General features: G+C 65.8%; 8 protein-coding genes and 1 pseudogene. 3 read left to right on the top strand and 6 right to left on the bottom strand.

Annotation, left to right across the window (positions count from 1 at the left end):
- Positions 1-291 precede the first annotated feature (291 nt).
- From RR1_RS13005 to RR1_RS22640, 3 genes are all read right to left on the bottom strand, one after another.
- Positions 292-717 (bottom strand): hypothetical protein, encoded by a 426-nt coding sequence (locus tag RR1_RS13005; protein WP_040775647.1) that lies wholly within the window; start codon positions 715-717, stop codon positions 292-294.
- Positions 710-1696: a hypothetical protein gene (locus RR1_RS13000; protein WP_010840377.1), complete on the bottom strand. Its 987-nt coding sequence runs from the start codon at positions 1694-1696 to the stop codon at positions 710-712. Before RR1_RS13000 ends, RR1_RS13005 begins: the two co-directional genes overlap by 8 nt.
- Positions 1697-1829: 133 nt before the next feature.
- Positions 1830-2480, bottom strand: coding sequence for a hypothetical protein (locus tag RR1_RS22640; RefSeq protein WP_010840375.1), 651 nt, complete (start codon positions 2478-2480; stop codon positions 1830-1832).
- Positions 2481-2554: 74 nt separating this feature from the next.
- On the opposite strand from RR1_RS22640, the gene RR1_RS12995 reads away from it, so the two are divergent.
- Entirely contained in the window at positions 2555-2791 is a 237-nt protein-coding gene (locus tag RR1_RS12995; RefSeq protein ID WP_010840374.1) for a hypothetical protein, read from the top strand.
- 12 nt (positions 2792-2803) lie between these two features.
- Here RR1_RS12995 and RR1_RS12990 read toward each other — a convergent pair whose 3' ends face one another.
- From RR1_RS12990 to RR1_RS12980, 3 genes are all read right to left on the bottom strand, one after another.
- Positions 2804-7717, bottom strand: coding sequence for a DEAD/DEAH box helicase (locus RR1_RS12990; RefSeq protein WP_051111345.1), 4914 nt, complete (start codon positions 7715-7717; stop codon positions 2804-2806).
- Positions 7710-7925 carry a hypothetical protein gene (locus RR1_RS12985; RefSeq protein ID WP_010840372.1) on the bottom strand — a complete coding sequence of 72 codons (216 nt, stop codon included), beginning with the start codon at positions 7923-7925 and terminating at the stop codon, positions 7710-7712. Before RR1_RS12985 ends, RR1_RS12990 begins: the two co-directional genes overlap by 8 nt.
- A gap of 72 nt (positions 7926-7997) precedes the next feature.
- Positions 7998-11135: a hypothetical protein gene (locus tag RR1_RS12980; RefSeq protein ID WP_143153830.1), complete on the bottom strand. Its 3138-nt coding sequence runs from the start codon at positions 11133-11135 to the stop codon at positions 7998-8000.
- 145 nt (positions 11136-11280) lie between these two features.
- Between RR1_RS12980 and RR1_RS12975 the strand changes: the two genes are divergently transcribed.
- Together RR1_RS12975 and RR1_RS12970 are read left to right on the top strand one after the other, a co-directional pair.
- Positions 11281-14181 carry a helicase-related protein gene (locus RR1_RS12975; protein ID WP_010840370.1) on the top strand — a complete coding sequence of 967 codons (2901 nt, stop codon included), beginning with the start codon at positions 11281-11283 and terminating at the stop codon, positions 14179-14181.
- Positions 14182-14183: 2 nt separating this feature from the next.
- Positions 14184-15659: pseudogene (locus RR1_RS12970) on the top strand (class I SAM-dependent DNA methyltransferase); the annotation flags it as partial.

Genomic DNA, 15659 nt, shown 5'->3' with positions numbered 1-15659 from the left:
CCGAGGCAGTGAAGGGCTGGGACACACTGTGCCAGCAGGTACCGAGCAACGCTCTCACCGCATGGACCGAGCTCCGCACTCGTCGCGACCAACCCGCCCCCACATCACGGCATCATTGCCTCAAGGGCTCCCTCGCCACCGCGACTCACAGAGGAATAGCCATGGAGCAGTGGCAGTACGAAGTCACCGGAGGCGGACGGATCTGGTACCTCGTCGACATCGACGGACGGACCCTGTGGATCAAGGCCACTGGTACCGGTCACCCCAAAGCCACCGATTAGACAGTTCAGCTCACAGCTCCCAGACGTGGTCCGGATCGTCGAGGGCCGCGCGGATCTGACTCAGATCACCGGCATTCGCGAGTGGCGACGAGCGAGCGACGTCGACGGTGCCGTTCAAGACGGTGCCGATCACTGCACCGTCGCCCTGCTCCAGAGCGGAGTCGAGTCGCTCCAGCAAACCGTCGAACACCGCACGCCGCTCGGTGAACGACTGCTCGAAGTATTGCCGGAGAACGGATTCCGCGGCCTTGATCTTCGCGACTTCGGTGCCCTCGTACGCGGCGATCTTCCGTTGCTTCGTCTTCTCGACGGCGAGAACGTTCACGCAGGTCTGCGCCGAGTCGACGATCTGCCTCAACGCCGCGAAGCCGTCCAGCTGGCTCACCGTTCGAGGCGGCAGCACCTCCCCGACATGTACCTTCTCTGGCTCAGCCATGGTTCTCCTCGCTCATTGCCTTGTACTTGATGGTCACTTCGTAGCCCTCAGGTGCCAGTTCGCCATCGGCGTCGAGCACCGGCACCTTCGCCACGTCGGCAACCGCTTTCGAGAGTTGAAACGCACGTTGCATCCGCGCGGTGTGTCGGACCGGGTCGAACTCTTCCGACTCCAGAATGTCGAGAGCTCGAACTCCGTCCAATGCCAGGCGTTCGAGGAGTTCCTGCAACTCGTCCGCACGTGCGCGCACCGCGTCGAGTCGAACCTCGTGCTCGTCGAGCTCTGCGATGGCGACAGCGGCGTCGGCCTGCGCCTTCTTCGATTGCGTCGCTAGCTTGCTCGCCTGCGCCGTGGCCGCGACTCCTCCGATGAGGAGGGCCGGGCCGATCGTGACGAAATTCAGGGCGAGTCCACCCAGCGCCATCCCGCCACCACCGGCCGAGAGTGCGCCGCCGCCCAGCCACGCCATCGTTGCATTCGTGGCCGCGACACCGGACAGGCCGGAAATCGCGGTACCCGTGCTCGCCGCACCGACGGCTCCCGCCGTTCCGAGGACTGCCGCCGAAGCTCCCGATACGGCGGCGGTGGAACCCAACACCCCGCCCAGCCACGAGAATGCGTCCAGCGCCAGCTTCTCCGCTTCGGTGATCTGACGTTGATTGGTTTCGACTCCGTCGGCGACGAGTCGTTCCGACGCGGCGACCTTCTTCTCGTTCCGCTTCATGAAGTCGATGAACCTGAACACGACCGCAGCCAACGCCCGCTCCTGCTGCTCACCGAGCATCGAGATCCGTGCGTTGACGGCTTCGACGCACTCTTCGATCTCGCCGTAACGCTTTCGGTACTGCTCTTCGGCTTCTCGCTTCTGATCGGCTGCGCGCTTCATGTCGAGTGCGGCCTTGCCACCTAGCGTGAGCCCACCTCCGCCGGTGAGCGCTCCCACTGCGATGAGCGCTGCCGGTATCAACGGCAGAACCATGGACCCTCCCTGTAGCGAACGCAGCCGGACGCGCTGCACGACGTTGAACTGCCTGGACGACGAGATGCGACCGAGGTGGAGACGAGTTGCGATAGCGATACTGCTGGTCCTGTCGCAACTCCGCACCGAGTCGTTACCGAGGCGCTGAGCCGAACGCGGCTGCTCGCAATGCCGGCACTGAGACACGGTCTATCGGGAGTGCACCGCTGATCCTCCGAGGTTCGATCACGAGGTTCCGCCGATATGACTCGACTCTGCAGCATCGTCGCCACTTGCGGGTACGGAAGAGCGCGGTGGTCGTCGGCTTGAACCATCGCCTCGACAGCCTGATTCGCCGGAACTGCTCCGGGAATCCCATGTCCCGGTACACCTGCTGCTCTGAATCTGCCATCAGCCCGAGGGCGTACGACCACATCAACGGCGGAGCACACACGATCGAAATTGCAGCGACGAGGCAGATTTGGATCGTCGATGCGCCGGAAATCGAGAGGACAAACGCCACCACATTTCCGAGGAACATGATCGATGCCGAGGCAACTAGAATCGTCGGCACACCCGTCACGGCCGGGACGGCATGCGATCGCAGGTACCGGTCGGCGAAACGGTTGGCACGACGCTGCGCAGCAGCGCGAATTGCCAGGTCCTCGGTGGCACTCGCGAACGAGTAGGAGAGCTGAGCCTCTTGGCCCCAGTGATGTCGCGCTCGCGAGCGTCGGACGAAACCACTGCCGAAGAGCAAGCCGATGATCGAGAGACCGATGGGGATCAACGAAATCCATGACATGCGCAAGAGGGTAGGACCTGACACCGACATGTCCGGCCGCATGCTGCCAGCGACAGTGCCGCTATCCTCCGAGCATGGCACGAGTTCGAAAGCTCGAGAAGGGCATTCAGCGCATCCAGCCCCACACGTCGGAGGTGGATTGCTTCTACAACGTCGTTCTCGACGGTGAGGACACTCTCCTCCACCTGACGACCTTCGGATCGGACCTGAGGCAGTCGAAGCCGAAGAGCAGTCAGTCCATTCAGATCGACGAGAAGATGGCGCAGCAGCTCGTAGAGCTGATGCGCAACACCTTCCCGTCGATCCCGTGACGGCGGGGGCCGTCACACGGTCTGTGGTTCCGCCGTTCGACTGACACTCGTGGCGAGTACGTCCGCGTCGACCCGCTCGAGCGCGATGACCTGATAGCCCCGCGAGTTCAACCACTGGTCACGGTCGGCATCGTCGCTCGTGACCACCGCGACCTTCGCGGACTCCCAGAGCAGCTCGATCGGCCAGCCGTCGCCGACCTCGTGGCCGATCTCGGGCACGTCGACGCCGCGTTGGGCGAGCTCCGCGAGAAGGGGCCGCGCCTCGGCATCTGCCGTCGTCATGGCGGTGTGCCATTCCTCCGAAAGCCCTGCGGAAACCCGGATCTCACGGAAGATCGCCGACGCTCCGGCGCGGCTCAACCGCTCGTGGACGCGGCCGTTGCGGTAGCTACGGAGGCACCCGTAACAGGACGTCTCCTCGCCACATTCGCACGCGTTCAGACGTTTCACCGACGCTGCGAGGACCGTTCCGAGGTTCTCGGCGATCCGCTTGGCAGCCCCTGCGCCGCCGGGCACCGTGTCGAACAAGACGATGCTCCGCCGACCGTCCCTGGCCCACGAGAGTGTGCCGTCGATGTCGTCGCGGCTGATCTCGAGCGCCATCGATGCGCCTTCGAGCAACGCGTACAGCACCGAGAGCCAACGATCCTCGGCATCGCGGTCGTACGAGTAGTCACCGAAGGTGAACTCGGCGACGTCGGTCTGGTAGCGATGGGCCAGCGACATCAGCTCGAGCTTTCCGTCACAAGGCTGCCCGGTCAGCGGACGCTCGTGCGCCCCCTGGCCACGTCGGTACCCAGCCGGATCGGCCCAACCACACCACTGGCAGACGATGAAGCCCGCGCCGTCTCCTTCCGAGACGACGGCGAGTGTGGCGCGCGTGCCCGCACGCGCTTCCACTGCGATACCGCCGGTCGATTGCCACGTGAAGGGATCGCCCGTCTCCCCGATGTCTTCGACGTGACTCGACCCGCTCCACTTCCGCACCGGGGGCGCGGTGCCGACATCGCTAGCACGGCGTTCGGCGACGAACCCGTACTCGGGAACGACCATCGTGCGAACAGCGGGAAACGGCTCGTCGCAGTTCGGGCACGGGGCGCCGGCATCGAGAATTCGTCCGACCTCGAAGCGGTCGCAGTGACGGCACACGCGGTACTGGAACCGTTCGAGTTCCTTTTTCGGAACCCGGTGGATCCCGCGCGACGTCCACAGCTTGCCGCCGGCGACGACCTGGTTCCCGGGGGCATAGTCGTAGATCGCCTGGCTGAGGTCACGCGCAAGCTCGAGCTTGGTGCCGATGGGCTCCTGCGTATGCAGCGTCCGCAGTTCTACGGTGTCGACGGGGAACCCGTACTTGGGCAGCACGTTCTTGTTCGCGAGGTATCCCAGGAGCTGACGCTCGTCGATCGTACGAAGGGTCTTCTGCAAACCGTAGGCGAGCTTGAGTTGGTCCTTTCCCTTCGCCTCCTCGATCAACTGGCGGAAGGTCTGGAGATCCGATTCGACCTCCTTCTGCACGTCCCCGAGCAGATCGTCGAGCTTGTCCACCCACTCATCGGTGTCCAACCCCATCTGGTCGTGCAGCGCTTCGGGAAGAATCGCGCGCAGAGCTCGTTTCATCGATTCGGGGACGGGCGTGAGGAACCCCTTCACCAGCTGCGCCGGCGACGGCTCGTCCGGTTCCGGCCGCGTGAAGAACTCGCCGACGTGCCGCCATGCGACACCGTTCTGCTCGAATCCGTGTCGGAAGTAGTCGGCCAGCGCTACCGAGTGGGCGTGCCGGCGGGCGATCCGCTCGTTCTCGATGGGAATCCACGGAATTCGCATCCGACCCGCGATCATCGTCTTCGGGTCCTGGTACTGCGCGAGGTCGTGCGAGTTCCGGTTCGCGTAGGTGAGGACGAGCGCCGCGGAGTCTGCACGCCGGCCCGCCCGACCCGCACGCTGTACGTAGTTCGCGGTCTTCGGCGGCATGTTGCGCATCACGACGGATTGCAGGTCACCGACGTCCACGCCGAGTTCGAACGTCGTCGAGCACGACAGCACGTTGACTCGCCCGGCGATGAAGCTGCGCTGGATCTCGGCGGCTTCACGAGGACTCCACTGAGCTGTGTGTTCGCGCGCGCTCAGCGGCGCCGGCGTCATCGTGGAGTACAGCGCTCGGTAGTGATTGCTGTCCTCGTCGACATTCGGGACCGCAAAGGGAGCCAGCGTTCCGCTGCACTTGCTGTTCGGGCACACCGACCGCACGGCGAAGGCCGTGATTCGGCGACAGGTCCCACACTGATACCAGAGAGTGTCGAATCCATTGTGGACACATAGTTTTCGATGATCGAGCTGGTACGCATCGGCGACGAACTTGTCGCCTTCGGGAACGAGGTACTTGTGCTCCTTGAGAAACTGCCAGCACCCGTCCAAGACCTTCTGGGCATCGATCGTTGCCCCGAGCGCGTTCATCACCTTGTCTACGAACCGCACTCGGTTGTTCGTCGTTCCCACCCGCCCACTGGGCAGCCAGCTGAAGACCTTGTGCTTGGGATCGGAGCCGATGCGGTTGAGGCGAATACGCATGTTGCGCGGCTCGAACCGCTCGCTCTTGATGTCGACGCTCTCCAGAAGGTTGACCGCGCCGTTGACGCGGGCCGATTTCGCGAGCTCGTCGAGGAAGTCCCAGACCTCGTCAGGCGTGAGACCGAGGCGTAGCAACCCCTTCGGGAGTGCGGCGTCGACACGTCGGAGGGCGACCTTCATGAGGCCGAGTCCCTCGAGCGACTGCTTGTGGTCCATGGTGAGCACCTCGCCCATGACCCACTCGTTGGTCTCCTTCTCGAGCTTCACTCGCCCTGCGTTCTCGGGGAAATGGTGTGCCGCACGGGCCTTCTTCAGCGCAATGATCGCGAGATCTTCGAGCGTGAGGTCCTCGTCCTCGTACTTGCGGTCCTGCAGCGCCAGGGTGAGATATCGGCGTTCGAGCATCCGGTTGTAGGTCCGCGACAGATACGGCGCCGCGAAGGCGGCGGCTTGCCGCGAATCCGCGAACATCAGAAGCTTTCGCCCCTCACCGACCTCCTGAACGGTCTCGTCGGTGGCGCGGGGAAGCTGCTGGTACAGCGCCGTGGTGATGACGGCGGGAGCTGCGTTCGAGTCGGTGCGCAACCGTCTGATCAGGGAACGCGAGCTGGCACCACATTCGGTACAGGTGTCCATCGCGCGAGTTCTGCCTCGATGCTCACGGACCTTGAGCGTCGTCCCGCTCGGGCAGGCGGGGGTGGTGCAGAGCCCTTCTGCCTCCGTGAGCAGTCCGCAGCCGGTGCAGAGATAGCGAATGTCCGAGTGGTCCTGCGTCTTGCGCTCGTGCAGCGCTTCGTCGTCCTCGTCCACGCTGGTGTCGTCTGCGGTCGCCAGGACGAGCCACTTCACCGATGCATCGGTCTTGGTGGGGACGAAATACCGGCCTGTTGTTCTCGTGTCGAGGTTTCCCGCGAGATGCACCGCGCCGCATCGCTGACAGGTCCCGATCTCGAAGGCGGCGCGACGGGTTTCGGGGTCGACTTCGCGTCGAGCCAGGGTCACTCGCGGCGCATCGTCGTCGAAGGTGACGAACGCGCCTTCCGTCGCCCTGACGAAGGCGTGATACCTGGCCGACAGAACGGGTGTACCGCTCGAGTCCTTGACCGACGATCCCACTGCGACGATCGCTTCGAGTTTTTGCTGCGCGGACGCGTCGCCGGGCCACAGCCTGTCGGCAAGTTCGCCCGCATCCGTCGGGCCTGCCGCCAGTGCGGATCGGAGCCTGATGATCGTGTCCTCGGCGTGCAGATGCCCGGCGACATCCTGCTCGTCTGTCGCCGACGCGAATGCCTGCCCTGGGTCCGATGCCGCCGACCATTCGAGAAGGTCGGCGTCGTCCACCTTCCAGGTGGCCTCCGTGGTGTGGCGCCGGCGCACCGGCTTCACCAGATCCTGACGCGTGGCATCGTCGGTGTCGTAGACGAACTCACCTTGGAAGAGGTTGCGAGCGAACGTCATCGCCTCTTCGGGAGGTCCGTCGAGCGATGCCGACGTGGCGATGCACTGCAATGTGGTTTCCGGCGCCACGCGCTGACGCAGGCGGCGCAGCAACAGCGCCACCTCGGACCCCTGAGCGCCGTCGTACACGTGGGCCTCGTCGAGCGCGATGAAGCGCCACGTCTGAGCGTGCGGGCCGTCGAAGAGGTCGAGGTCCTTGGGGCGGAGCAGGAGGTACTCGAGCATCGCGTAGTTGGTCAGCAGAATGTGCGGCGGGTGCCGTCGCATCGCTTCGCGGCTGAGCAGTTCGTTGGGCAGCAGTTCTTCGCCCGGGTTGGTGGCTCGGAACTCCGACGCGGCCTTCTGCTCCGACTCCACGGTTTCGCCCGTGTACCTGCCGAAGGTGACCTCGGGAAGGTCGCGCAGCATATGGCGGAGTCGCTTGAGCTGGTCGTTCGCGAGCGCGTTCATCGGGTACAGCAGGAGCGCACGGACGCCGGGGCCCAGCGTTCCTGCCTCACGTTCGGCGACGAGCGAATCGATGATCGGCACGAGGAAGCTCTCCGTCTTGCCCGAGCCCGTGCCGGTGCTGACGACGATGTTGCGCCCGGCGACGACTTTGCGGATCGCCGTCTCCTGGTGCACGTAGAGCGGTCGATCGACCGGCAGCACTCCACTCGTGAGAAAAGCCTTGTGCAACACGCCCTCGTCGACGAGTTGCCTCGGCGTCGCGCCCGGCTCGTAGGGCGGGGTGAGCTCGAGCAGCGGCCCCTTCGTCAACAGGCGACTGCCGTCGACGGCGGCTTCGAATGCGTCGGCCAGAGCCCTGTCGCTGGGGTCCAAGAGCGTCTTGAGGTACCGCTTGTAGACGATCTCGATCTGGGATGCGACCTGCATCGGATCCAGCCGTTCAGTCATTCGTCTCTCCGATCAGGTCGCCGTACTTGGCGTGCACCACCATGGCTTCGGCGATGAGAAGGTCGGACATGACCAGGCCGGGGCACAGCCGCGCGAGCGTGGCCCAAGCCTCGTCGAAGTCGGCAGTACTGACCTGGTAGCGCAGTATGTGGTGTGCCGTGAGCCGTGCGAGAACCGCCAGTGTCAACGACTGCAACGACAGCAGCATCCAGGGACACCGACCGATGTCCACCCCGTGCAGGCGCTCGTTGCGAGCCTCGACTTCGGTGTAGAGCTGCCGTCAGGTCCGCTTGATCGTGTCCAGGGCGCGGAGCGTCGCCGAGCCGAAGGACTGCGACCACCCGTCGGTCGTCCATCGGTGCCGCTGCTGAAAGGCGGTGATCGCGCCGGCCATTCGGGTGTCGACGTCGAGCAGCGCACCCGGCACGAGGCGCGATTCCTCGATGATCCGCTCGACGGCGGGCGTCGGCATCGCATCGAGCCTGAGGGTCCCGGACTCGAACACCGCCGCGTAGGCGTCGTGGGACTTCCCGACTCGCAGCAGGTCGATCAGGACGTCACCGCCCTTGTCCGCCAGATAGTCGAGGGTGGCGAGGCGCTCGGCCGCGACCTCGTGCTTGCGGGCCCAGAGCGACGGGAGGTCGGCGATCTCGATCATGCAGCCGACCCAGGGATCGGGGTGCAGATCGTTGAGGGTGAACTCGGCGCGAAAATCCTTGTAGACGAGTCCGGTTCGGATCAGGAGGGACACCATGTCCGACGCGCCGACGGTGCTGTTGCCCATCGCTTCGAGTGATGCGCGCGGATTGTCCTTGAGCAGCCGCGACAGTGCGGACCTGAGCCGCTGGGTCTGCACGTCCTCGGAGTCCTGAGGCAGCACAGCGAGCGCCGACCACACCTCCGGCATGTCGATCGCATCCGACGGCGCCAGGCCTTCGCCTGCGAGGAACCGGGAGAGGGCGTTCCTCCCGCGGTCGTCGTCGTGCATCCACCCCGGCTGATCGACGCTCAGCGCGGTCTCCCCCGGCCACGCCGGGGGCGTGATGGTCACCCACGGGTCGTCGACGAAGACGTCGACGAGGAGTGAGCCGGCACCGAGGTACTCGGCGGACATGCGTGCTCGACCGTTCTCGACGGGCACAGTCAGGACGGGTCGCCAGGGAGCCGTCCGCGCCCAGATGTTGACGGCGAGGTCCTCCTCGTCCGCGGGATCGTGCAGGACGAGGTCTCCGCCGTCGAGGGTGACGCGTGAACACAGCGCGGCGGGACGCACGTGACAGATCACGACCGTCGTCGTGTCGCCGTTCTCGTCGTCGAGCTGCGCGACGATCTGGCACGGGCCCTCGTTCCTGATCACGTCGTAGAAGACGCGGCTCGAGGACTCGAAGTACTGATAGTGAGGAGTCGCGGGCGTGACGTCCTTGAGGAGGGTTCCGTCGCGTCGCCGCGCTTCGAACACCGCGGATTCGACACCGTCCGCGTGCAACCCGATGATGCGGTCCTCGTCCAGCTCGGCGGGGACGAGCACGCCGGCGTTCACGCGCCACTGCGCGGGCTGGCCACGCACATCGGAGCGAACGCGTACGTAGGGCGGGACGACGCGCAGCCGGTAGGCGTGGCTGCTGCGGCGGATGCTGATCATCTTCTCGCGGTCGCTCGCCCCGAACTCGATTCGCGGTGTGTCGACGACGAGATCCCACTCGCTCTCGATGGTGGCCGTGGTGGGCTTGAGCCCGCCGCTCACGTGTGACCGGACGGGGACCGAGAAGTCTACGGAGATGCCCTCTGCCACGAAGGTCTGGTGGCGCAGGTCGGAGCCGACGGGCCCGGTCACCTGGATCTCGAACTGCCCGAGGACGGCATCTTCCCAATCGGCGAACGGATCGACCAGCGTGTCTTCGTCCTCCGACTCGTAGTCGTTCTGCAGGAGCCACGACATCGAGTTGGGACGTTTCACCCGGACGGTCCACACGATGTCCGAAGTCCCGGTTCGCTCGGGAATGGTGATCGTCGGCCTGGTACCGAACACGGTCAAGCCGTTGAGGGTCTCGATTCCGGTGATCGGCTCGCCGTCTTCGAAGACGGGGGCGGCCGCGTCGCGGACGGTCCGCGCTTCGGAGAGAGCGCCAGCGTCGCGGAGGAGGGCGATGCTCCGTGCCCCGCTCAGATCGAGCTCCGAGAGCACCCATCCCTGCCAGCCGGTCACCGAGGATTCGGCGCCCGACGCGGTCACGGTCTCGATCGGCTCCCGCGTCCCGTGCTCGACCACTCGCGCGTTGCCGGGGTGCAGAGCGTAGACGAGGTCACGCGGAAGAATCGAGCGGCGCGACAGGCGCTTCCCGTCGAGGTCGAACAACAGAAGTGGGTCGGACTTGTCCACGACGTCGATCGATGCGGTCTCGCCGCTGCCGGGATGCTGCAAAAGGATCTCGCGGACCGCGCTCGGCACCGGCACGGGCGTCGGCGGGTGTTCGTCCTTTCCGGTGATCCCCCACCCCGGCTCAGCCAGGACCTCACGCGTGATTCCGTCGAACGAGACACGCCAGGGCGACCCGGGATCGACGTCCGGGTACGGGACCTGGACCAATACCTGTCGATCCAGCGGCGACAAGACGATGCCCGGCTTGCGCCGGCGTCGACGCGGAGGCGCCGGCGCGCGGCTGCCACGCCCGAACGGCTGCTCCTCGAGCAGCTCGACCAGCCGCTCCAGCAACACGGTGGGCAGCCCTGTCGTGGAGGTGTCGAGGTCGATGTCCGACGACGACCAGTCCTTGTCGTGGACGGTGAAGGCGATGAAGTCGATGATTCGGTCGAGGAGGTCGATCGCCAGGTCGCCGCCGTAACGGATGAAGTTGCGGACGGGGACGTCCAATGCGCCCATCCGATGCTTCTTGCCGGGCTGGCGCAACCACTCGATCACGGCGGCACCGCTGACCTCGGTGCCCGCGCTGAGGCGCTCCTCGAGGATGCGGACCACGTCCGCCATGCAGTACACCGGGAAGGCGGCGTGCAGAGCCATGAGCTGGACGTAGTCGTGCTCGAGCTCCGGGAAGTCGCGGAGGCCGAACCGCGAGATCAGGCGGCGTAGCCACTTCCTGAACTCCTGCTCGAGCGATTGAGTGCGCTCGAGGCCGAGGATCTCGAAGAAATCGTCCCAGTACCTGTTCTGCTCGTACCCGATCGCCGCATGGCCGACGAGAACCGCGAGGGTGAGCGCAGGGTATTCACGGATGACGGCGTCGGGAGCGGCGGCCAAACGCAGTTTCTCGCGTGCGTGGATCCCGTAGATCTCCTGGATCTGTTTGATCCGGTTCTCGTCGAGATTGATCTCGACGACGAGCGACGCCCGTTCGAGTTGACGCGCCACCACCAGTTCCTGTTCGGACAACCAGTCCTGATGGAACGAACCCCCACCCACGGCACTCACCTTCACCCTCGCCGACCGAAGACGGATATCGTGACACAGAACACCGACACCGCCCTGCTGGGCGAGGTGTCGGTCGAATCATCGCCGTGGGGGTCTGATTTGATACTTCAACCCTCGTGGATGGCAGGAGAACCAGATGTCAGGGGCCGACACCGTCGACGAGCTCAACGTCGCGCCCGGGTCGATCGTGGTCGTGCGCGACGAGGAGTGGCTGGTCACGTCGGCGGAGCAGGGCTCCGACGGATGGCTGATCAAGGCTCGCGGCCTGTCGGATTGGCTCGACGGCGCGACCGCCACGTTCTACTCGAGTCTGGATCGGATCGAACCGCAGGACCCTCGTGAGGCCACGCTGGTCCCGGACGACTCTCGCTCGTACCGCAAGTCGCGCCTCTGGCTTGAGGCCTTCCTCCGCAAGACGCCGTTCCCTTACGGCGATCAGACGCTGACGGTCTCGACCCGGATGCTCGCGGCACCGCTGGGTTACCAGCGGGCAGCCGTCGCGAAGGCGCTCGATCCGCAGCACATCAGGCCGCGCATCCTGATCGCTGACGCCGTCGGGCTGGGCAAGACCCTCGAGATCGGAATGATCCTCTCCGAGCTGGTGCGGCGCGGCAGGGGCGAGCGGATCCTGATCGTCACTCCGAAGCATGTTCTCGAGCAGATGCAGCACGAGCTGTGGTGCCGGTTCGCGCTGCCGTTCGTTCGGCTCGATTCGGCGGGCATCCAGAAGGTGCGGCAGAAGCTGCCGGCGACGCGTAACCCGTTCACGTACTACAAGCGCGCGATCATCTCGATCGACACTCTGAAGAATCCCCGCTACAAGGCGCACCTGTCGCGCCAGTTCTGGGACGCCGTCGTCATCGACGAGTCGCACAACCTCACCAACGTGGGCACTCAGAACAACGAGCTGGCAAGGGTTCTCGCACCCAACACCGAGGCGTTGATCCTGGCGTCGGCGACTCCCCACAACGGTAAGGAGGAGTCGTTCGCGGAGTTGCTGCGGCTGCTCGATCCGACCGCGGTGGCCGCCGATGGCACGTTCCGCAAGGACGACGTCGCGTCACTGCTCATTCGCCGACACCGGCACCATCCGGACGTGGCGGCAGAGGTCGGCAGCGACTGGGCGGAGCGCGCCGAGCCGGTCCACACATTGGCCACGCCGTCCGCTGCCGAGGATCGAGTCGCGGAAGAGCTCTCGCACACCTGGCTTCACCCCGAGTCCGGGAAGTCGCCGTACTCCGGTGCCACGACCGGGCTGTTCCCGTGGACGTTGGCGAAGGCGTTCCTGTCGTCGCCGGCTGCACTGGCCGAATCGATCACGCAACGACGCGCGAAGCTGAACCCCGCCGACGCCGACGAAGCCGTCGAACTGAAGGCGCTCGGTCACCTGGCAGAGCTCAACGATCAGGCGATCGACGACACCGCAGGGAAGCAGGCAGCCCTCGTCGAACGACTGCGCGAGATCGGAGTCGGCCGCAAGTCGACCGTGCGCGCCGTGGTGTTCGCCGAGCGCGTCGCCACGCTGCGGTGGCTCACCGATCGGCTGCCGAAGCAGCTGGGACTCGCACCCGAGAACATCGCGATGCTCCACGGCGGCCTGTCCGACGTCGAGCAGCAGGAGGTGGTGGAGAGCTTCAAGCTCGAGACGTCGCCGATTCGCGTCCTCGTCACCGGCGACGTCGCGTCCGAAGGCGTGAACCTCCACGCGCAGTGCCACCATCTGATCCACTACGACATCCCGTGGTCGCTCATCCGCATCGAACAGCGCAACGGCCGCGTCGACCGCTACGGGCAGAAGCATCCGCCGGTCATCTCGTCACTGATCCTCGAGCCGACTGATCCCGCGTTCTCCGGCGATCTTCGGGTCCTCTCCCGACTGTTGGAGCGGGAGAATCAAGCACACGGCACCCTGGGTGATGTCGCATCGCTCATGGGCAAGCACTCGGTCACCGACGAGGAGAACGCGATCCGTGCCGTCCTCGCCGGCAAGTCCACGCTCGACGAGCAGGTTCGCGACATCGACGAGATCGCCGCAGGAGACGACCTCGAAGGGATGTTCGCGGAGTTCGATCTGGCAGAAGCCGCCGATGCGCAGTCGGTATCCGAACTGCCGGAAGCACCCTCGGAGAGCCTCTACCCCGACGACCTCACGTTCTTGACCGAGGCACTGGCAGCCGCCTTCCACGATGTGCCCGAGTCCGACCCGAGCAAGGGCGGCGTCGGCTGGGCGGTGCACAAGAACCACGCCGTCGCCGAGCTGATCCCGCCGCGTGATCTGCGGCAACGCCTCGAGCAGCTGCCGCAGAACTACCTGCAGGCCGGCAAGGTGCGCGAGCGCCTGGTCCTGGCGACCTCGCCGGAAGTCGGGAACGCGCAGCTCGCCGCCGCCAAGGAAGGGAAGGGCGTCGCCGGCACGACCTGGCCTGAGGCTCACTTCCTCGGTCCCCTGCATCCGGTGCTGGATTGGGCGAGCGATCGCGCGCTGAGCGCGCTGGGCCGCAACCAGATCTTCGCGATCCGCGGCGACGTCGACGGACCGACGGTCCTGGTGATGGGCACGCTGACCAACCGACGCGGACAGCTGATCTCGCGCGTATTCTCCACCGCCACGTTCCCGAACCCGAACAATCCGTCGTTCTGCGTCGTGGAGCCGGTCACCGATCTCGGCTTCCTCACCACCGACACGGGGCTGCGCCCAGGCTCGTGGAATCCGGGTCCGGTCGACGACGTCGAGCAGTACCAAGGGCTCGTCCCGATCGCGGTGGACGAAGCGGCCACGGCCCTGCAGGTGGTGCTCGACGCCCAGGAGACGTTCGCCAGCAAGCGTCTCGACCGCTGGCGCCGCCGCGCCGGTCGCTGGTATTCGGGCGCCGAGCAACTCGAGCTGTTCGGTGCGCGCCGCAAGAAGGTGGACTCGCTCTCCCGGCGGATCGCGGAAGAGCAGCGGCTCGCCGAATCCCTCGCTCCCACTCAGCAGCTGGTGCGTCCGTTGCTGTTGATCGTCCCCGCCGCCGAGGCGGACGGAAAGGACCAGTAGTCGTGGCGTCTTTCGATTCCATCGTCGTCGGCGAGGACTGGATCAGCGAGCACTACTTCACCACCGACTCCACCAAGGAGTCGTTCCACGGCAAGGTGCTCGAACTCCGCAAGTACTGGGACGCGGAGAAGAAGGAGGACCGCGCGACGGTTCGCGACGATCTGCTCTCCGCCACTTCGGGGTTGCAGACAGCATTGGCTGGTCTGGCGGAGAACCCGGACTGCGCCCCCGAGGCGCACGCCTTCGTGCGGAGGGCCCTCGGGTACCCGTCGGAGCTCTCGACGTTCAGGGCCGAACGCGCTGGTTCGGAAATCGAGATTCCCGACGCGAGGGCGGGTGACGCCACGAGTGTGCTGTTCCTGCAGGGAGTTCCCGTGGCGTCCATCGAGGATCTGCTCGATCCCGAGACCGGCCTCCTGATCACGCCGGCGACGGAGGACGGCAAGCCGATCGACTCCGTGGGCAAGGCGGTCTCGGCCGCGTTCCGCTCGGACACTCCCCCGGCGTTCGTCGTCGTGCAGGCCGGGCAGTGGCTCCTGCTCGCCGAGGCCGAACGGTGGGCCGAGGGCCGCTATCTCGCTGTGGATCTGCTCGTCGTCGTGGAGCGTCGACACGAGGCGCGCGGTGGTGAGATCGACCGCGTCGCCGCGATGTTCGGCAAGCAGGCGCTGCTGCCCGACGCCGACGGAAACATCTGGTGGACCGGCGTTCTGGAGGACTCGGTCAAGCACACCGTGGGTGTGTCGAAGGACCTCCGCGAGGGCATTCGGCTGTCCATCGAGATCATCGCCAACGACGTGGTCACGCGCCGCGGCCAGAGGGGACTGACGCTCGACGGTATCGACGGACAGGACCTCGCGAAGCACTCGCTGCGCTTCCTCTACCGGATCCTGTTTCTCCTCTACGCCGAGGCATCGCCCGAGATGCGGGTACTGCCCACCGGTGCCGCCGAATACGAAGAGGGGTACGGGCTCGACCGGTTGCGCGATCTGACGCTCACCGAGCTGGTGTCCGAGCAGGCACGCAGCGGCACGCACCTCTACGAGTCGCTGGCGACGCTGTTCTGCCTCGTCGACAGGGGCCACACGCCGAGGGAGCGGGAGAACGTCACCGACGACCCGGCGCCGGGTCTCGAGTTCCAGCCGCTGCGCGCGGATCTGTTCAAGCCCGCGTCGACGGCGCTGATCGACGAGGTGGGCCTGGGCAACGAAGCGACACAGCAGGTGCTCGAGCACCTTCTTCTCTCGAAGGAGAGCAAAGGACGCAAGGGCGCCGACCGCGGCTTCATCTCGTACGCGGAGCTGGGCATCAACCAGCTCGGCGCGGTGTACGAGGGCCTGATGAGTTACACCGGCTTCTTCGCCGAGGAAGACCTGTACGAGGTCGCGAAGAACGGCGATGCTGAGAAGGGTTCGTGGGTGGTCCCGATGGACCGCGCGGATCACCTGGACGAAAAGGACTTCGTCCGCACCCTTACT

It is taken from the genome of Rhodococcus rhodnii NBRC 100604, from assembly GCF_001894925.1.
Taxonomy (GTDB): Bacteria; Actinomycetota; Actinomycetes; order Mycobacteriales; family Mycobacteriaceae; genus Rhodococcus_F; species Rhodococcus_F rhodnii.
Note: the sequence above shows the minus strand (reverse complement) of the source record. Positions and strands in the feature narration are given on the sequence as shown.